The 19,001-nt window shown below is 74.2% G+C and carries 14 protein-coding genes; 7 read left to right on the forward strand and 7 right to left on the reverse strand.

Annotated features, from left to right (window positions below; translation table 11 throughout):
- Positions 1-32: 32 nt before the first annotated feature.
- From ACWGSR_RS13710 to speB, 4 genes are all read right to left on the reverse strand, one after another.
- On the reverse strand, positions 33-3,752 hold the full coding sequence (locus tag ACWGSR_RS13710) for an ABC transporter ATP-binding protein (protein WP_453566299.1): 3,720 nt from the start codon (positions 3,750-3,752) through the stop codon (positions 33-35).
- A gap of 142 nt (positions 3,753-3,894) precedes the next feature.
- Positions 3,895-4,200 carry a lysine transporter LysE gene (locus ACWGSR_RS13715; RefSeq protein ID WP_376231601.1) on the reverse strand — a complete coding sequence of 102 codons (306 nt, stop codon included), beginning with the start codon at positions 4,198-4,200 and terminating at the stop codon, positions 3,895-3,897.
- Between the two features lie 75 nt (positions 4,201-4,275).
- Complete coding sequence (locus ACWGSR_RS13720) at positions 4,276-5,958, reverse strand: thiamine pyrophosphate-binding protein (protein WP_453566303.1); 1,683 nt, start codon at positions 5,956-5,958, stop codon at positions 4,276-4,278.
- Positions 5,959-6,104: 146 nt separating this feature from the next.
- Positions 6,105-7,082, reverse strand: coding sequence for an agmatinase (gene speB, locus ACWGSR_RS13725; RefSeq protein WP_376231595.1), 978 nt, complete (start codon positions 7,080-7,082; stop codon positions 6,105-6,107).
- Between the two features lie 139 nt (positions 7,083-7,221).
- Here speB and ACWGSR_RS13730 point away from each other — a divergent pair, with 139 nt between their 5' ends.
- Complete coding sequence (locus ACWGSR_RS13730) at positions 7,222-8,727, forward strand: PucR family transcriptional regulator ligand-binding domain-containing protein (RefSeq protein ID WP_453566304.1); 1,506 nt, start codon at positions 7,222-7,224, stop codon at positions 8,725-8,727.
- Positions 8,728-8,744: 17 nt separating this feature from the next.
- Here ACWGSR_RS13730 and ACWGSR_RS13735 read toward each other — a convergent pair whose 3' ends face one another.
- The gene (locus tag ACWGSR_RS13735) at positions 8,745-9,350 is read right to left on the reverse strand and encodes a hypothetical protein (RefSeq protein WP_376231589.1); all 606 of its coding nucleotides are present in this window, start codon (positions 9,348-9,350) and stop codon (positions 8,745-8,747) included.
- A 163-nt stretch (positions 9,351-9,513) separates the two neighbouring features.
- Between ACWGSR_RS13735 and ACWGSR_RS13740 the strand changes: the two genes are divergently transcribed.
- The 4 genes from ACWGSR_RS13740 to ACWGSR_RS13755 all read left to right on the forward strand — a co-directional run bounded on the left by ACWGSR_RS13740 (position 9,514) and on the right by ACWGSR_RS13755 (position 13,851).
- Positions 9,514-10,710 carry a helix-turn-helix domain-containing protein gene (locus ACWGSR_RS13740; protein ID WP_453566306.1) on the forward strand — a complete coding sequence of 399 codons (1,197 nt, stop codon included), beginning with the start codon at positions 9,514-9,516 and terminating at the stop codon, positions 10,708-10,710.
- A gap of 104 nt (positions 10,711-10,814) precedes the next feature.
- Entirely contained in the window at positions 10,815-11,972 is a 1,158-nt protein-coding gene (locus ACWGSR_RS13745; RefSeq protein WP_376231585.1) for an acyl-CoA dehydrogenase family protein, read from the forward strand.
- Positions 11,973-12,881, forward strand: coding sequence for an acyl-CoA thioesterase II (gene tesB / locus ACWGSR_RS13750; protein WP_376231582.1), 909 nt, complete (start codon positions 11,973-11,975; stop codon positions 12,879-12,881).
- Positions 12,882-12,900: 19 nt separating this feature from the next.
- Positions 12,901-13,851, forward strand: a complete 951-nt coding sequence (locus tag ACWGSR_RS13755) for a cation diffusion facilitator family transporter (RefSeq protein ID WP_453566310.1) — start codon at positions 12,901-12,903, stop codon at positions 13,849-13,851.
- Between the two features lie 9 nt (positions 13,852-13,860).
- Here the strand turns inward: ACWGSR_RS13755 and ACWGSR_RS13760 are convergent, their stop codons facing one another.
- Both ACWGSR_RS13760 and ACWGSR_RS13765 read right to left on the reverse strand, forming a co-directional pair.
- Positions 13,861-14,640, reverse strand: a complete 780-nt coding sequence (locus ACWGSR_RS13760) for a phosphatase (RefSeq protein ID WP_053642224.1) — start codon at positions 14,638-14,640, stop codon at positions 13,861-13,863.
- Positions 14,641-14,718: 78 nt separating this feature from the next.
- Positions 14,719-15,318, reverse strand: a complete 600-nt coding sequence (locus tag ACWGSR_RS13765) for an SACE_7040 family transcriptional regulator (protein ID WP_453566313.1) — start codon at positions 15,316-15,318, stop codon at positions 14,719-14,721.
- An 87-nt stretch (positions 15,319-15,405) separates the two neighbouring features.
- Between ACWGSR_RS13765 and ACWGSR_RS13770 the strand changes: the two genes are divergently transcribed.
- Both ACWGSR_RS13770 and ACWGSR_RS13775 read left to right on the forward strand, forming a co-directional pair.
- Positions 15,406-17,013: a carboxyl transferase domain-containing protein gene (locus ACWGSR_RS13770; protein WP_453566316.1), complete on the forward strand. Its 1,608-nt coding sequence runs from the start codon at positions 15,406-15,408 to the stop codon at positions 17,011-17,013.
- Between the two features lie 50 nt (positions 17,014-17,063).
- A complete protein-coding gene (locus ACWGSR_RS13775) occupies positions 17,064-18,995 on the forward strand; it encodes an ATP-binding protein (protein ID WP_453566318.1) in 1,932 nt (643 codons plus the stop codon).
- Positions 18,996-19,001 lie beyond the last annotated feature (6 nt).

Genomic DNA, 19,001 nt, shown 5'->3' on the forward strand with positions numbered 1-19,001 from the left:
CCGACCCCTCGAACGGTTGCCTCCGGCACGCCTCAGGCCTCGATCCGCGCCGGCTCCGCCTCCCCCACGAAGGTGCTCCAGAGCTTCGCGTACCGCCCGCCCAGGGCGAGGAGTTCGTCGTGGGTGCCGTCCTCCGCGACCCGGCCGTGGTCCATGACGACCACCCGGTCGGCGCGGGCGGCCGTGGTCAGGCGGTGGGCGACGACGAGGGTGGTGCGGCGGCCCGCGATCCGGTCGGTGGCCTGGTTGACCTGGGCCTCGGTCGCCAGGTCCAGGGCCGCCGTCGCCTCGTCCAGGAGCAGGACGTCCGGGTCGACGAGTTCGGCGCGGGCCAGGGCGATGAGCTGGCGCTGCCCGGCGGAGAGGTTCCGGCCGCGCTCGGCCACCTCGTGGAGGTAGCCGCCGTCGAGCGTGGCGATCATCTCGTGCGCGCCGACCGCGCGGGCCGCCGCCTCCACCTCGGCGTCGGTCGCATCCGGCCGCCCGTAGGCGATGGCGTCGCGGACCGTCCCGGCGAAGAGGTACGCCTCCTGGGGGACGACCCCGAGCCGGTGCCGGTACGCGGTGAGGTCGAGGTCCCGCAGGTCGGTGCCGTCGGCGGTGACCCGGCCGCCCGTGGGGTCGTAGAACCGCGCGACCAGCTTGACCAGGGTGGACTTCCCCGCGCCGGTCTCGCCGACGAAGGCGACGGTCTGCCCGGCGGGGATCCGCAGGTCGACCCCGGTCAGCGCCTCTTCCTCCTCCCCGTACGCGAAGGAGACGTCCTCGAAGGCGATCTCGCCGCGCAGCGAGAGCACGTCCAGGGGCGCGTCGGCGGCGGCCGTCGACGTCGGCTCCTGGAGGAGCTCCTGCATCCGCTTCAGGGAGACGGCGGCCTGCTGGTAGCCGTCGAAGACCTGCGAGAGCTGCTGCACGGGCGCGAAGAACAGGTCGATGTAGAGGAGGTAGGCGACGAGGGCGCCGGTGGTGAGCGTCCCGGCCTCGATGCGGTTCGCGCCGACGACCAGGACGGCCGCGGCGGCGGCCGAGGACAGCAGGGTGACGAACGGGAAGTAGATCGAGATCAGCCACTGGCCCCGGACGCGGGCCTCGCGGTAGGAGTCGCTGCGCTCCGCGAACCGCTCGGCGCCCGACCGCTCGCGGCGGAAGGCCTGCACGATCCGCAGCCCGGCCACCGACTCCTGGAGGTCGGCGTTGACGACGCTGATCCGCTCGCGCGCCAGCTCGTACGCCTTCACGCTGGAGCGCCGGAACCAGTACGTGGCCACGGCGAGGACCGGCAGGGTCGCGAAGACCACCAGGGCGAGCTGGAGGTCGAGCACGAGCAGCGCGACCATGATCCCGAAGAAGGTCACGACGGAGACGAAGGCGGTGACCAGGCCCGTCTGGAGGAAGGTGGACAGGGCGTCCACGTCCGTGGTCATCCGGGTCATGATCCGGCCGGTCAGCTCGCGCTCGTAGTAGTCCAGGCCGAGCCGCTGGAGCTGGGCGAAGATCTTCAGGCGCAGGGCGTAGAGGACCCGCTCGCCGGTGCGGCCGGTCATCCGGGTCTCGGCGGTCTGCGCGACCCACTGCACGAGCACGGTGACCAGGGCGAGCGCGGAGGCCGCCCAGACGGCGCCGATCGCGAGCCGGTTCACGCCCTCGTCGATGCCGTGCCGGATCAGGACGGGCAGCAGGAGTCCGGTGCCGGCGTCGAGGGCGACCAGGCCGAGGCTGATGAGCAGGGGCAGGCCGAAGCCCCGCAGCAGCCGGCGCAGGCCGTAGGCGTCCTCGGGGGCCACGGCCCGGGCCTCGTCGATGTCGGGGACGTCGGTGGCGGGCGGCAGGGCCGCGACGGCGGCGAGCAGCTCGGGGGTGGCCCCGGGCACGGCGCTCTCCCGGCCGGTGGCCCCGTCCCGTACCCACAGGGTGGGGGTGATGCCCCGCTCGGCGTCGAACTCGGCGTCCAGCTCGTCCCGCAGCGTGCGGTCCTCGGCCGGTGCCGGCGGGGTGACGTGGCCGGGCGAGACGGCGCCCAGCTCCTCGGGGTCGGTGAGCAGGCGGCGGAAGAGCGGGGAGCGCTCCTCCAGCTCGGCCTGGGTGCCGATGTCGGCGAGGCGCCCGCCGTCGAGGACGGCGATGCGGTCGGCGAGGTTGAGGGTGGAGCGGCGGTGGGCGATGAGCAGGGTCGTACGGCCCGCCATCACCGACTTCAGGGCCTCGTGGATCTCGTGCTCGACCCGGGCGTCCACGGCGGAGGTGGCGTCGTCGAGGAGCAGCAGCCGGGGGTCGGCGAGGATCGCGCGGGCGAGCGCGACGCGCTGGCGCTGGCCGCCGGAGAGGGTCAGTCCGTGCTCGCCGACCTTGGTGTCGTACCCCTGGGGCAGCTCGGCGACGAACCGGTCGGCCTGGGCGGCGCGGGCGGCGGTCTCGATCTGCTCCTGGGTGGCGTCGGGGGCGCCGTACGCGATGTTGGCGCGGACCGTGTCGGAGAAGAGGAAGGAGTCCTCGGGGACCAGGCCGACGGCGGCGCGCAGCGAGTCGAGGGTGAGCTCGCGGACGTCGTGGCCGCCGACGAGGACGGCGCCCCGGGAGACGTCGTAGAAGCGGGGCAGGAGGAGCGAGACGGTCGACTTGCCGGAGCCGGAGGCGCCGACGACGGCGACGGTCTCGCCGGGCCGGATCTCCAGGGAGAACCCGTCGAGGACGGGACGCCCGTCCTCGTAGGCGAAGGTCACGTCGTCGAACTCGACCGTGGCGGGGGCGTCGGCCGGGAGCTCCTTGGTGCCGTCCTTCACGACCGGCTCGGTGTCGACGAGGTCGAGGACGCGCTCGACGCCGGCGCGGGCCTGCTGGCCGACGGTGAGGACCATGGCGAGCATGCGGACCGGGCCGACGAGGGAGGCCAGGTAGGAGGAGAAGGCGACGAAGGTGCCGAGGGTGATCTGCCCCTTGTAGGCGAGCCAGCCGCCGAGGGCGAGGACGGCGACCTGGCCGAGGGCGGGCACGGCCTGGAGGGCGGGGGTGTACCGGGAGTTGAGCCGGACCGTCCGCAGCCGGCCGGCGAAGAGCCTGCGCCCGGCCTCGCGGATCTTGCCGGTCTCCTGGTCCTCCTGCCCGAAGCCCTTGACGACCCGGACGCCGGACACGGCCCCGTCGATGACCCCGGCGACCAGGGCGGCCTGCTGCTGGGCGTGCCAGGTGGCGGGGTGGAGGCGGGTGCGACTGCGCCGGGCGATGTACCAGAGGGCGGGGGCGACGGCGAGGGCGACGAGGGTGAGCGGCGGGGAGAGCCAGGCCATGACGCCCAGCGAGATCAGGAAGAGCAGGACGTTCCCGACGGTCATCGGGAGCATGAAGAGCAGGCTCTGGATGAGCTGGAGGTCGGTGGTGGCCCGCCCGACGACCTGCCCGGTGGACAGCTCGTCCTGCCGCCGCCCGTCGAGCCGGGTGATCGTGCCGTACATGTCGGTGCGCAGGTCGTGCTGCACGTCGAGCGCCAGGCGCCCGCCGTAGTAGCGGCGCACGTAGGTGAGGGCGTAGACGAGGACGGCGGCCCCGATCAGGAGCCCGGTCCAGGTGGCGAGGTCCCGGGTCTTCGTCCCGATGACGTCGTCGATGATCACCTTGGTGAAGAGCGGCACGAGGGCGAGGACGCCCATGCCGACGAGGGACGACCCGAGCGCGAGGAGCGTGTTGGCCCGGTACCGCCAGGCGTACCCGGCGAGCCTGCGCGCCCAGCCCTGCTGTTTCTCCCCGACCGCCGCCACGTGTGACCTCCCGTCCGTCCTGTTCTACCGGAAGGCCCAACGCGGCCGACGTGCGATTTCATCCCGCCGCAACAAAGACGGGGCCCGGGTCGGAGGAGGATCGGACCGTGGTCCCAGGCCCCTCCCCGGCGCACGGCAGGCGTCAGCAGTAGCAGTTGCTCGCGTAGTACGCGAAGACGAGGACGACCGTGGCGGTCACGACGGCGGCGCTCGCCAGGCGTCCCTTGCGGTGCCGCTCGGAGCCCCGGAACAGCTCCCAGAGGCCGTACCCCGTGAAGAGGGCGAAGAGCCCGCCGCCCGCGCCGGTCAGGACGGGGCTCACGCTCCAGCCCCACAGGGCGAGGGCCACCAGGCCGACGAGGAGCGCACAGGCCAGGAGCTGCAGCAGCAGTTCGCCCACGGTCTCGACGACCGCCTCCTTCAGGAACTCCACGACCTTTCCCGCCACGACTCCCCCTCGCACACGCACACGGACCGTCGGCGGGAAGGACCCGCGCGGGGCCGGAAGGGTTGCCCGGCCCCGTCACAGGTGCGTCGGCTCGAACATCCTCAGCAGGGCCGGGAGGACGACCACCGAGGGGCCCGGGGTCGCGAGGGACTTCGCGAGGTCGGCCGCCAGGGTGTCGGGAGCGGTGAGGACGCCGGGGACGCCGAAGGACTCGGCGAGGGCGACGAAGTCCGGGCGGGTCAGCTCGGTGCCGGTGGCCTCGCCGTACGCGTCGGTCATGTACTCGCGCAGGATGCCGTAGCCCCCGTCGTCCACGATCAGCCACGTCACGTCGAGGCCGTACTGCTTCGCCGTGGCCAGCTCCGCGAGCGAGTACATCGCGCCGCCGTCGCCGGAGACCGCCAGGACCGGCTGGGAGGGGTCCGCGACGGCCGCGCCGAGGGCGGCGGGGAAGGCGTAGCCGAGGCCGCCGGCGCCCTGCGCGGAGTGCATGGTGTTCGGGTGCCGGGCGTCGAAGGCCGACCAGGCCCAGTACGCGAGGATCGTCATGTCCCAGAAGCTCGGGGAGCGGGCCGGGAGCGCCTCGCGCACGGCGGCGACGACCCGCTGCTCCGTGTCGAGGCCCTGGGCGGCGATCCGGTCCCGGACCCGGCCGAGGACGGCCGCGACCCGCTCGGGGGCGGTCGGGTCGGTGCGCTCCCCGACCATCTCCAGGATGGCCTGGAGCGCGAGCCGCGCGTCGGCGTGGATGCCGAGCGCCGGGTGGTTGGACTCCAGCTTCCCCGCGTCCGCCTCGATCTGGATCACCCGGCCGCGCGGGGCGAAGGTGTGGTAGTTCGAGGACAGCTCGCCGAGCCCGGAGCCGACGACGAGGAGGACGTCGGCGTCCTCCAGGAAGTCGGTGGTGTGCCGGTCCTCCAGCCAGGACTGGAGGGACAGCGGGTGCTTCCAGGGGAAGGCGCCCTTGCCGCCGAAGGTGGTGACCACGGGCGCGTCGATCCGCTCGGCCAGGGCCCGCAGCTTCCCGGACGCGTCGGAGCGGACGACCCCGCCGCCCGCGACGATCACCGGCCGCTCGGCGTGCGCGAGCAGATGGGCCGCCACCGCCGTCAGCTCGGGGCGCGGCACGACCTCCTCGGGGGTCGCGTCCATCGCGGTGACCACCGGCAGCGTCGTCCGCGCCGTGAGCACGTCCTGCGGGATCTCCACCCAGACGGGCCCGTGCGGGGCGGTCAGCGCCGACTCCCAGGCGGCGGCGATCGCGGAGGGGATCTGGGACGGCGTGCGGGCCGTGTGGACGGACTTCACGACGTCCCGGAAGGAGGCCTGCTGGTCGCGCAGCTCGTGCAGGTAGCCGTGCCGGCCGCCGCCGAGCCCGGCCGCCGGGACCTGGCTGCCGATCGCGACGACCGGGGCCGAGGCGGCGGCGGCCTCCTGGAGCGCGGCGAGCGACAGGAGCGCGCCGGGCCCGGTGGAGAGCAGCAGCGGGGCCGCCTCGCCGGTGATCCGGCCGTACGCGTCGGCGGCGAAGCCCGCGTTGTTCTCGACGCGCAGGCCCACGTACCGCAGCGGCGAGCGGCGCAGCGCGTCGAACATCCCGAGCGCGTGCTGCCCCGGGATCCCGAAGACGGTGGTCGCGCCGAGCCCGGAGAGGGTCTCGACGACGAGGTCCCCGCCGGTCCGCCCCGGGGGCGGGTTCAGGGCCGCCTCGATCTGGGCGGGCGTGGGGCGCAGGACCAGGTCGTGGTCGTGGGTCATGGCGGGTCCCTCGGAGCGGTGGCGGGCGGGGTCGGGTGCGGCCGGGAGCGGCCGCGCCCGACGCTCACCAGTGTCGCGCGGAGCGGGAGCGGGGACGGGCCGGGTCGCGCGGGCCGGGGCCGCGCCCCGCCCCGCGCGTCCGCCGGCTACTTCGCCGCGCGGCCCGCCGCGATCTGGCGGGACATGATCGTCGTCAGCTCGTACGCCGTGTGGGAGGCGGCGACGGCGGTGATCTCGGCGTGGTCGTAGGCCGGGGCGACCTCGACGACGTCGGCGGAGACCAGGTTGCAGGAGGACAGGCCGCGCAGGATCTCCAGGAGCTCGCGGGAGGTCATGCCGCCCGCCTCGGGGGTGCCGGTGCCGGGCGCGTGGGCCGGGTCGAGGCAGTCGATGTCGATGGAGATGTACAGCGGGCGGTTCCCGATGCGCTGGCGGAGCTGGTCGGCGACCTCGTCGGCGCCGCGCCGGTAGACGTCGGCGGAGGTGACGATGCCGAAGCCCATCTTCTCGTCGTCGGTCAGGTCCTGCTTGCCGTACAGCGGGCCGCGCGTGCCGACGTGCGACAGCGCCTCGGTGTCGAGGATGCCCTCCTCGACGGCCCGGCGGAACGGGGTGCCGTGGGTGTACTCGGCGCCGAAGTAGGTGTCCCAGGTGTCGAGGTGCGCGTCGAAGTGGAGCAGGGCGACCGGGCCGTGCTTCTTGGCGACCGAGCGGAGCAGCGGGAGCGCGATGGTGTGGTCGCCGCCGAGGGTCATCATGCGGGCGCCGGTGCCGAGGAGTTCGTCGGCGGCGGCCTCGACGGTCTCGACGGCCTCGTTGATGTTGAACGGGTTGGCGGCGATGTCACCGGCGTCCGCGACCTGCGCGAGGGCGAACGGGGAGGCGTCCTGCGCCGGGTTGTACGGACGGAGCAGGCGGGAGGCCTCGCGGATGGCGTTGCCGCCGAAGCGGGCGCCGGGGCGGTAGGAGACGCCGCTGTCGAAGGGGACGCCGACCACGGCGACGTCGGCGGTGCCGACCTCGTCGAGCCGCGGCAGCCGGGCGAACGTCGCGGGACCGGCGTACCGCGGGACGCGGGACGAGTCGATCGGGCCGCGGAAAGCGTTCTGGTCGCTGCTGCTCATGGTCGGGTCCTCCGGGGGGCGAGGGGGTTTCCGGCTCGGTTCTCCGGCTCGGTTCTCCGGCACGACGATAGGCACCGGGAAAGCGGCACAGAAGTGTACGTTCACTCCACTCTACGAGCCGATGATGTACGAAGGGTCCATGACGACGAGTCCCGCGCACCCCGCCTCCACTCCCCCGGCCCCGCCGGTCTCGCTGGCCGCGCTGCTCGCCCGCCGGGACCTGGGCCTGCGGCTGCTCGCCGGACCCGGGGACGTACCGCTGCACTGGGTGCACACCTCGGAGATGGCCGACCCGTACCCGTACCTGCTCGGCGGCGAGCTCCTGATGACGGCGGGGGTGCAGCTCGCCGATCCGGCGCGGTACGTGGAGCGGGTCGTGGAGGCGGGGGCGGCGGCGCTCGCGTTCGGGGTGACGCCGGTGTACGACACGGTCCCGGCGGAGCTGGTCGAGGCCTGCGAACTCCAGGGCCTCCCGCTCCTGGAGGTGCCGCCGCGCACCCCGTTCACGGCGGTGGCGCGGGCGGTGTGGCGGCTGATGGCGGAGGCGCGGCTGCACGAGCTGCGCCGGGTGACGGAGGCCCAGCGGTCCCTGGCGACGGCGGCGGCACGGCCGGCCCCGGTCCCGGCGGTCCTCGGCGCGCTCGCCGCCCGGCTCGGCGGCCGGGCGGTCCTCCTCGCCCCGGACGGCACGGAGTCGGCGGCGGCCGGCCGGGAGGTCCCGGCGGAGGCGTCCCGGGCGCTGCGGGAACTGGCGGGGGTCCTGGGCCCGCGCCCCGGCGGCCCGGCGTCGGCGGGCGGGGAGAGCGGGGGCCTGCGCCTCGCGGCGTACGCGCTCGGCGGCGGCGACGGACTGGCCCTGGGGGTGGCGACGGAGCGGCGGGACCCCGGCGACCGCACGATCGCGGGCGTCGCGGTGGTCCTGCTCTCCCTCCTGACGGCCCCGCACCGGGGCGCGGACGCGGCGGTACGGGACGGGGCCCTGGTCCGGCTGCTCCTGGGCGCCTCCCCGGCGGAGGCGGCGGCCGCCCTGGACCCGGGCCCGTGGACGGTGGTCCACGCGCGGGGCGGCGACGGCACCCCGTTCGCGACGGCGGACCTGGCGGCGTCGCTGGGGACGGCGCTGGTGGAGACGGAGCACGCGGCGACAGAGCCGCCCACAGCGCGCGGAGAGGAGCTTGGGGAGGCAGGAGCGGCCCGTGTCTCCGGGGCGGCCCCCGCCTCCGTACGACTCCTTCTGCCCGCTTCTTCCCCCGTCACCGCCCGGCCCGGCTGGTTTCTCGGCGTCTCCGCCCCGGCCGCCGCCGGGGACCTCCCCGCCGCCGACAAGCAGGCGGCGCGGGCGCTGCGCCGGGCGGAGGCGACCAGGAAGCCCCTGGTCCACCACCGCCCGGGCGGCCTCGCGTCCCTCGTGGACCCGGACGAGGCCGCCGCCCACGCCCGGACCCTCCTCGCCCCTCTGAACGAACCGCTCAGGGAGACCCTGCGCGCCTGGCTCTCCCTCCACGGCAGCTGGGACCGGACGGCGGTGGCCCTGGACGTGCACCGCAACACCGTCCGCCAGCGCATCACCCGCTGCGCGGCGCTCCTCGACCGGGACCTGGACGACCCGGACGTGCGGATGGAGCTGTGGTTCGCGCTCGGGTGAGGACGTGGATCAGCGGATCAGTAGAGCTTGTTGACGGCGGTCTTCGTCGTCGTACGGAAGGCGGTCAGCGGGGCGTCCTTCAGGTCGCCCATCTGCCCCCAGCGGACCAGGGTGACGGTGCGGCCGTCGCGGCCGACGGAGAAGAGGTGGATGTCGGTGCTGCCGATCTGCGGGTCGGCGGTGTCCAGGCTGTAGACCCAGGCGCCCTCCTCGACGGCGACCTTGCCGTGGGAGGCGCTGACGGCGTGCAGGCCCGGGTTCTGCTGCTCGAGCAGGGGTCCGCAGCCGGCGAGGGACTTGCGGAGGGTGTCGACCAGCTTCACGGCGTCGGCCTCGGTGCGGGCGACGGTGGTGACCTGGACGCCGTTGGTGTCGAGCTCGGTGTTGAACTCGCGGTAGCGGGTGTTCTGCGCCGGGATCTTGTACGGGGCGCAGAGGACGCCGCCGTTCTCCGGGACGCCGGTGAAGACCTGGGTGGCGGTCCACGGCGTCGACGACGGCGGCATCTGGGAGGCGGCGAGGAAGGCGGGCTGGGCGGCGGCCTGCGCCGGCTCCGTGGCGAGCGCCGCGAAGCCCAGGGCGGCAGCGGCGGCGGTGGCGAGTGCGGTGCGGAGCTTGTTCATGGTGGTGGATCCCCCGTGGGTCGTTCGGTCAGTGCTCCACCAGCGTCGGGGGTGGCGCCCGCCGCCCGCAACGGTGACGCGCCCGCCCTCCGTCCCGGAACCATTCCACCCCCGCTGACGTGCAAGGACGTGAAGGGTGGGACGCAAGACCGAGGGGGATGGAATGCCGAAGGACGCCGCCGTCGAGGAGTTCGCGGGGCTCGTGCGCACGCTGAAGGCGCGGGACGGGAGGAGTTACGAGGCGCTGGGCCGGCGGCTGAGCGTCAGCGCGTCCACCCTCCACCGCTACTGCTCCGGCGCGACCGTCCCGGAGGGGTTCGCCGTGGTCGACCGCCTCGCCCTGCTGTGCGGGGCGGACGAGGAGGAGCGGCGGGCCCTGGAGGCGGCCTGGACCCGCGCGGACGGCGCCCGCCGCCCGGCGGCACCGGAACCCGGCGCGGAACCGGCACCCGAGCCCGGCCCGGAGCCGGAGCCGGCTCAGGAGCCCGCGCCGGCCCCGGAGCCCGCGCCCGAGCCCGAGCCGGAGCCCGCGCCCGAGCCCGCGCCCGAGCCCGCGCCCGAGCCCGTGCACGCGCGCGTGCCGGACCTCCCGCCCGCGCGGCGGAGGCGTCGGTGGGGGTGGACGGGCGTGGTCTGCGGGGCGCTGGCGGTCGTGGGGACGGTGACGCTCGGAGCCGTACTCCTGCCGGGGAAGGCCCCGGAGCGGGCCGCCGAACCGCCGGTGCCGCTGACGTGGACGGTCGCCTCGGACCTCTGGAAGAACGGGTGCGGGCACACCTACCTCGTGGAGCGGACGCCCCCGCCTCCGCCGGAGGCGGCCGACGCACGGAGCTGGGCGACGGCGCAGGGGGCCGTGGACGGCGGGGAGACCCTGGTGCGGGTGTCGGTGCAGGGGAAGGGCACGGCGGCGGTGGTGCTCCAGGCGCTGCACGTGCGCGTGGTGGAGCGGGGCGCGACGCTGCCGTGGGCGGCGTACCGGACGGACGACGGGTGCGGCGGGGCGGTGACGCCGCGCCGCTTCGAGGTGGACCTGGACCGGCCGCGGCCGGTGGCACGGCCGCTGGACGGCTACGACGCCTCCGGGCAGGAGGGCCGGACGCTCCCGGCGGTCTCCTTCCCGTACGCGGTCAGCGCCGCCGAGCCGGAGGAGCTGCTGGTCTCGGCGGGTGCGGCGGGGTGCGACTGCCGCTGGTACCTGGAGCTGGAGTGGAGCTCGGAGGGGCGCCGGGGCACGGTCCGGATCGGGGACGAGGACGGCGCACCCTTTCGGACGAGCGGGGCGAAGGGGCGGCCCGTGCACGGGTACGACTCCGTGGGGCGGGCCTGGATCACAGACCAGGAGTCTGGACAGAGCGGGTGACCGATGGGTAACTTCGACTGATACAGGCTGAGCAAGCGCTTAGGCACATGCCGGAGCGTCGGAGCGACCGGCCGGACCAGGACAGGAACCGAAGGAGGCGGCTCGTGCGCCGTACCGTATTCAACGAGGACCACGAGGCGTTCCGGGAGACCATCCGGGCCTTCATCGAGGCCGAGGTCGTCCCGGTCTACGACGAGTGGTTCGCGGCCGGCCAGGCGCCCCGCGACTTCTACTACAAGCTCGGCGAGCTGGGCATCTTCGGCATCAACGTGCCCGAGGAGTTCGGCGGCGCGGGCCTGGACACCCACAAGTTCGAGGCGGTCCTCTACGAGGAGACCGCGCGCGCGGGCGTCCAGTTCGGCGGCTCCGGCGTCCACGTCCTCCTGGCCCTGCCGTACCTGAAGATGCTGGCCACCGAGGACCAGAAGAAGCGCTACCTGCCGAAGTTCGTCTCCGGCGAGGAGATGTGGGCGCTCGCCATGACCGAGCCGGGCACCGGCTCCGACGTCGCGGGCATGAAGACCACGGCCAAGCTCTCCGAGGACGGCACCCACTACGTCCTCAACGGCGCCAAGACCTTCATCACCGGCGGCGTCCACGCCGACCGCGTGATCGTCTGCGCCCGCACCTCCGCCCCGTCGGCCGAGGACCGCCGCTTCGGCATCTCGCTCTTCGCCGTGGACACCAAGTCCGAGGGCTACTCGATCGGCCGCAAGCTCGACAAGCTGGGCCTGCGCACCTCCGACACCGCCGAGCTGGCGTTCGTCGACGTCAAGGTCCCGGTCGAGGACCTGCTCGGCGAGGAGGGCAAGGGCTTCTCCTACCTCGGCCACAACCTCGCCTCCGAGCGCTGGGGCATCGCCTTCGGCGCCTACGCCCAGGCCAAGGCCGCCGTCCGCTTCGCCCAGCAGTACGTCACGGACCGCACGGTCTTCGGCAAGACGGTCGCCTCCTTCCAGAACACCAAGTTCGAGCTGGCCGCCTGCCAGGCCGAGGTCGACGCCGCCGAGGCCGTCGCGGACCGCGCCCTGGAGGCCCTGGACGCGGGCGAGCTGACCCCGGCCGAGGCCGCGAGCGCCAAGCTGTTCTGCACCGAGGTCGCCCACCGCGTCATCGACCGCTGCCTCCAGCTCCACGGCGGCTACGGCTACATGAACGAGTACCCGATCGCCCGCCTGTACGCCGACAACCGCGTCAACCGCATCTACGGCGGCACCAGCGAGATCATGAAGTCGATCATCGCGAAGTCGATGGGCCTGTAAGTGCCCGAGGCGCACGACGCCCAGGGCGTCCAGGACGTCCCGGACACCTCCGGCGCCCTGGACGTCCTGCTCGATCTACTCGATCTGGAGCCGATCGAGCGGGACATCTTCCGGGGACGGTCCCGGTCCTCGCTCGTCCCCCGCGTCTTCGGCGGCCAGGTGGCCGCCCAGGCGCTCGTGGCGGCGGGCCGCACCGTGCCCGAAGACCGTCTCGCACACTCCCTGCACGCGTACTTCCTGCGCCCCGGCGACCCCGGCGCGCCGATCGTGTACTCGGTCGACCGCATCCGGGACGGGCGCTCCTTCACCACCCGCCGGGTCGTCGCCGTCCAGCACGGGCAGCCGATCTTCCACCTCTCCGCCTCCTTCCAGGCGTACGAGGAGGGGCTCGACCACCAGGCGGACATGCCGGCCGCGCCGGACCCGGAGTCGCTGCCGACGGCCGGGGAGATGCTGCCCCGGCACCTGCCGGAGGACGTGGCCCGGCGCCTGATCGAGGCGCGGGCCGCCGTCGACCTGCGGTACGCGGACACCCCGCCGTGGGGCTCGGTCGGCGAGCCGCGCGAGCCGCGCTCACAGGTGTGGTTCCGCACCAACGGCAAACTGGCCGACGACCCGCTCCTGCACGTCTGCCTGGCGACGTACGTCTCCGACATGACGCTGCTCGACTCCGTCCTGCTCGCGCACGGACGGGGCGGCTGGGCCGTCGGGGACGTGGTGGGGGCCTCCCTCGACCACGCGATGTGGTTCCACCGGCCCTTCCGGGCCGACGAATGGCTCCTGTACGACCAGGAGTCGCCCTCCGCGGCCGGCGGGCGCGGCCTCGGCCAGGCCAGGATCTGGACGCGGGACGGGAAGCTGGCCATCTCGGTCATCCAGGAGGGTGTCGTTCGCGTGCCGCGCCCGTGACCGGGCATACGTTCCGATCATGGCGAAGAACGCGAAGGACGGGAACGGCGAGAGCACCTTCACCGTGCTCGTGGCGGCGGGGGCGAACCTCGGGATCGCCGTCGCCAAGGCCGTGGCCGGCCTCATCAGCGGGTCGAGCGCGATGATGTCGGAGGCGGCCCACTCCCTCGCGGACACGGTCACCGAGGTCATGCTGCTCACCGCGCTCAGGAGGAGCGGGAAGCCGGCCGACGAGGACCATCCGGTCGGGTACGCGGGCGAGCGGTACGTCTGGGCGATGCTGGCGGCCGTCGCGACCTTCGTCGGCGGCGCGGTCTTCTCCGTCTACGACGGGATCCACACCCTCACCCACGGCGAGGAGCTGGGCGACCCGCTCGTCTCGTACGTCGTGCTCGCCGTCGCCTTCCTCCTGGAGGGCTTCTCGCTGCGGACCGGCGTCCGGCAGGTCAGGGCCGAGGCGAAGGAGCGGGGGACGCCCTTCGCCACCTATCTGCGGCGCACCCCCGACACCACCGTCAAGGCGGTCGTCATGGAGGACTCGGCCGCCCTCGCCGGACTGCTGCTCGCGGCGGGCGGCCTGCTGGGCGGGCAGCTCACCGGCTCCGGCGTCTGGGACGGCGTCGCCTCGATCCTCATCGGCGCCCTGCTCGTGTACGTGGCCTGGGTCCTCGGCCGCTCCAACGCCGAACTGCTCGTCGGCCGCCCGCTGCCGAAGGAGATGCGGGACGCCGTGCGCGCGGAGCTGCTCGCCGTCCCGCAGGTCGCGGGCGTGCTCGACCTGACGACCCTCATCCAGGGGCCGGGCGAGGCGCTGATCGCCGCGAAGATCGACTTCCGGGACGGGGCCACGGCCGAGGAGATCGAGTGGGCCTGCGAGGAGGCCGAGAACCGGCTCCGCGCGCGCGTGCCCGCGGTCCGCCGGGTGTACCTGGACCCGACGCCGGGCCGGGACCGGCGCGGGCCGGAGTGAGGCCGGGGCTCAGCCCAGACCGGCCGCGTCGAGCAGGTACGCGGTCATCGGCTCGTAGGAGCGGGGGTCCAGGACGTGGTCGTCGAGCGGGATCGTGACCTGCATGGTGCCCTCGGCCTCGCCCAGGAAGAGGGCGGGGTCGTTGCAGTCCGCGTAGCCGACGGAGTCGATGCCACGCTGGCCCGCGCGTCCGGCCCAGCCGTGGTCCGCGACCACCAGGTCGGGCGCGGGCTCGCCGAGCACCTCCAGGCCGTCCAGGATCGCGTTCATCGGCTCCGGGGAGTGGGTGTGCCAGAGGCTGGCGCCCCGCTCGAAGACGGCGACGTCGGCGAACTGCACGACGTACCCCTCGTCCGCGATCAGGCCGCCGGGGATGCGGACGATGTCGCAGCCCCGGGCGCGCAGCGCGGCCGCGACCCGGCTGTGGACGTCGATGAGGGAGCCGGGGTGGCCGGTCGCGAAGAGGACCCGCTCCCGGCCCTCGGCGGCCTTGCGCAGCCGGGCGGCCGCGCGGTCGAGGGCGTCCACGGTCAGCTCGGGGTCGATGGTGTCCTGGCCGGTCCGGTGGGCCGGGTCGTCGACGACGCCGCACCGCTCGGCCATCACGGCGAGTACGTCCTGCTCGTCGGTCCAGCGGTCGCCGAGCTCCAGGCCGAGCCAGTAGTGCCGGTCGCCGTTGGCGAGCCTTCTGTAGTGGGAGAGGTTGTTGTCGCGCGGGGTGGCGACGTCTCCCGCGATCCGGGTGCGGACGAGGTGCTCGACGAGGGCGGGGCGGCTGAGTATCGGCATGGGACTCATTCTGTCCGAGCCCCGGGCGGGGCGGGGACCGGATTCCGCCTCTCGGACGACCGGGGCCGGCGGGACCCCCTAGGAGGTCGCGAGCGCCCCGAAGGCTCCGTGGGCCAGGCGGCGCAGGAGTTCCTCCATGGGGCGGCGGCCGAGGGCGGCCAGGTGGGGGGTGGAGTTGAGCAGGCCGAAGACCGCGTGGACGGCGGTGCGGGCCTCGCTCTCGGAGGCGTCCGGGTAGAGCTCGCGGACCGTCGTCACCCACAGCTCCACGTACTGCCGCTGGAGCTTGCGGACCCGCTTGCGGTCCTCGTCCTTGAGCCGGTCCAGCTCGCGGTCGTGGAGGGTGATCAGGGGCCGGTCGTCGAGGGCGAAGTCGATGTGCCCGTCGATGAGGGCGCCGAGCAGGGCCCGGGGGTCGCCGCCCGCCTCCCCGACCCGCAGCCGGCCGCCGTCGAGGAGCCGCTCGCTGATGCCGACGAGCAGTTCGGCGAGCATCGCGTCCTTGCCGGGGAAGTGGCGGTAGAGGCCGGGGCCGCTGATGCCGACGGCGGCCCCTATCTCGTCCACGCCCACGCCGTGGAAACCGCGCTCGGCGAAGAGGCGGGCGGCCTCCTTGAGGATCTGCTCGCGTCGCGTGGGGGCGTCGATCCTGCCGCCGGAGGCCGTGGTCGTGGTCATGGATTCGATTCTAGACAACCCCGTTAGCGGTCGTTAACCTGTGCGGCATACGTTAACGCTCATTAACCGGACAAGGGAGATCGGTCGATGCAGCAGGCACCCGTGCTGGCGAGTGCGGCGGATCCCGCCTCGCCGGCCTGGCAGGCGAACGAGGCCGCGCACCACGAGCTGGCCGCGACCCTGCGCGCCAAGCTCGCGACGGCCGCGCTGGGCGGGGGTGAGAAGTCCCGGGCGCGGCACACCGCACGCGGCAAGCTGCTGCCCCGGGACCGGGTGGACACCCTCCTCGACCCGGGCTCGCCGTTCCTGGAGCTGGCCCCGCTCGCGGCCGACGGCATGTACGGCGGCCAGGCCCCGGCCGCCGGCGTCGTCGCGGGCATCGGCCGGGTCTCCGGCCGCGAGTGCGTGATCGTCGCGAACGACGCCACCGTCAAGGGCGGCACCTACTACCCGATGACGGTGAAGAAGCACCTGCGGGCCCAGGAGGTGGCCCTGGAGAACCGTCTACCCTGCCTCTACCTGGTCGACTCCGGCGGCGCCTTCCTGCCGATGCAGGACGAGGTCTTCCCCGACCGGGAGCACTTCGGCCGCATCTTCTACAACCAGGCCCGGATGTCCGGCGCGGGGATCCCGCAGATCGCGGCCGTCCTCGGCTCCTGCACGGCCGGCGGCGCGTACGTGCCCGCGATGAGCGACGAGGCCGTGATCGTGCGGAACCAGGGCACGATCTTCCTCGGCGGCCCGCCCCTGGTGAAGGCCGCGACCGGCGAGGTCGTCACCGCCGAGGAGCTGGGCGGCGGCGAGGTCCACTCCCGGATCTCCGGCGTCACCGACCACCTCGCCGAGGACGACGCCCACGCCCTGCGGATCGTGCGGAACATCGTCGCCACGCTCCCCGAGCGCGGCCCGCTGCCCTGGTCGGTCGAGCCGGCCGAGGAACCGAAGGCCGACCCGTACGGGCTGTACGGGGCCGTGCCCGTCGACTCCCGCACCCCCTACGACGTGCGCGAGGTCATCGTCCGGGTCGTCGACGGCTCCCGCTTCCAGGAGTTCAAGGCCGAGTACGGGCAGACCCTCGTCACCGGCTTCGCCCGCATCCACGGACACCCGGTCGGGATCGTCGCCAACAACGGCATCCTGTTCGCCGAGTCCGCCCAGAAGGGCGCGCACTTCATCGAGCTGTGCGACCAGCGCGGCATCCCGCTGGTGTTCCTCCAGAACATCACCGGCTTCATGGTCGGCAAGGCGTACGAGCACGGCGGCATCGCCAAGCACGGCGCCAAGATGGTCACGGCCGTGGCCACCACCCGGGTCCCGAAGCTGACCGTGGTCGTCGGCGGCTCGTACGGCGCGGGCAACTACTCGATGTGCGGCCGGGCCTACTCCCCCCGCTTCCTGTGGATGTGGCCCAACGCCAAGATCTCCGTCATGGGCGGCGAGCAGGCCGCCTCCGTCCTCGCGACCGTCAAGCGCGACCAGCTCGGCGACGACTGGAGCGCGGAGGAGGAAGAGGCCTTCAAGGCCCCGATCCGCGAGCAGTACGAGACCCAGGGCAGCGCCTACTACGCGACCGCGCGGCTCTGGGACGACGGGGTCATCGACCCCCTGGAGACCCGGCAGGTCCTCGGCCTCGCCCTGACCGCCTGTGCCAACGCGCCCCTGGGTGACCCCCAGTTCGGCGTCTTCCGGATGTGAGAGGGCCCCAGGAGATGTCCCAGGAGAGCCAGGAGAGGGAGAGGCCGTCCATGTTCGACACCGTCCTCGTCGCCAACCGGGGCGAGATCGCGGTCCGGGTCATCCGCACCCTGCGGGAGCTGGGCGTGCGCTCGGTGGCCGTCTACAGCGACGCGGACGCCGACGCCCGGCACGTGCGGGAGGCGGACACGGCGGTGCGGATCGGTCCGCCGCCGGCCGCCGAGTCGTACCTGTCCGTGCCCGCGCTGCTGGACGCGGCCCGCCGCACCGGCGCGCAGGCCGTCCACCCCGGCTACGGCTTCCTCGCGGAGAACGCCGCGTTCGCCCGGGCCTGCGCCGAGGCGGGGCTCGTCTTCATCGGGCCGTCCGCCGAGGCGATCTCCCTGATGGGCGACAAGATCCGGGCGAAGGAGACCGTGAAGGCGGCGGGCGTACCCGTCGTCCCGGGCGCCGCCGACCCCGAACTGGCCGAGGCCGCCCGCGAGCTGGGCGCGCCCGTGCTGCTCAAGCCCAGCGCGGGCGGCGGCGGCAAGGGCATGCGGCTCGTGCGGGACCTGGCGGTCCTGGACGAGGAGATCGCGGCGGCCCGGCGCGAGGCCCGCGCCTCCTTCGGCGACGACACGCTGCTCGTGGAGCGGTGGATCGACGGGCCCCGGCACATCGAGATCCAGGTCCTGGCCGACGCCCACGGGAACGTGCTGCACCTCGGCGAGCGCGAGTGCTCGCTCCAGCGGCGCCACCAGAAGATCGTGGAGGAGGCGCCGAGCGTCCTGCTCACCCCGGAGCTCCGGGCGGCGATGGGCGCGGCGGCGGTGGAGGCGGCCCGGTCCTGCGGCTACGTGGGCGCGGGCACGGTCGAGTTCATCGTCCCGGGCGGCGACCCCGCCTCGTACTGCTTCATGGAGATGAACACCCGGCTCCAGGTCGAGCACCCGGTGACCGAGCTGATCACCGGGATCGACCTGGTGGAGTGGCAGCTGCGGGTCGCCGCCGGCGAGCCGCTGCCCTTCGCGCAGGAGGACGTCCGGCTCGACGGCTGGGCGATCGAGGCCCGGATCTGCGCCGAGGACCCCTCCCGGGGCTTCCTGCCCTCGGGCGGCACGGTCCTGGCGCTGAACGAGCCGCAGGGCGGCGGCGCCCGTACGGACTCGGGTCTGAGCGAGGGCACGGAGGTCTCGTCCCTCTACGACCCGATGCTGTCGAAGGTCATCGTGCACGCCCCGGACCGCCCCACGGCCCTGCGCCGCCTCCGCGCGGCCCTCGCGGACACGGTCACCCTCGGCGTCCCCACCAACGCGGGCTTCCTGCGCCGCCTCCTCGCCCACCCGGACGTGGTCTCCGGAGACCTGGACACCGGTCTGGTGGAGCGCGAGGCGGAGGGGCTCGTCCCCAAGGACGTGCCCGTGGAGGTGTACGCGGCGGCGGCGGCCGTACGGCTCGCGGAGCTGGCCCCGGCGCCCCGGGACGGCTGGACGGACCCCTTCTCGGTGCCGAACGGCTGGCGGCTTGGCGGCGCTCCGGCCCCGCTCGCCTTCCCCGTGCGCGTACCGGGCCTCGAACCGGTCACGGTCGAGGCGCCGCCCGGCGCCCGGGTCACGGACGCCTCGGTGACGGTCGTCGTGGACGGGGTCGCCCACACCTTCCACCGGGCCGGTACCTGGCTCGGCCGGGACGGCGACTCCTGGCACGTGCTCGACCACGACCCGGTCGAGGCCGCGCTCAGCGGCGCCGGGCGCGGCGGGGCCGACACGCTTGCCGCGCCGATGCCCGGCACCGTGACCGTCGTGAAGGTGGCCGTCGGGGACGAGGTGGAGGCCGGGCAGAGCCTGCTCGTCGTGGAGGCGATGAAGATGGAGCACGTCATCTCCGCCCCGCACGCCGGCACCGTCACCGAGCTGGACGTCACGCCCGGCACCACCGTCGCCATGGACCAGGTCCTGGCCGTGGTGACCCCGCACGAGACCCCCGGGGAGGACGCGTGAGCGCCG

It is taken from the genome of Streptomyces sp. NPDC055632 (genome assembly GCF_053618675.1).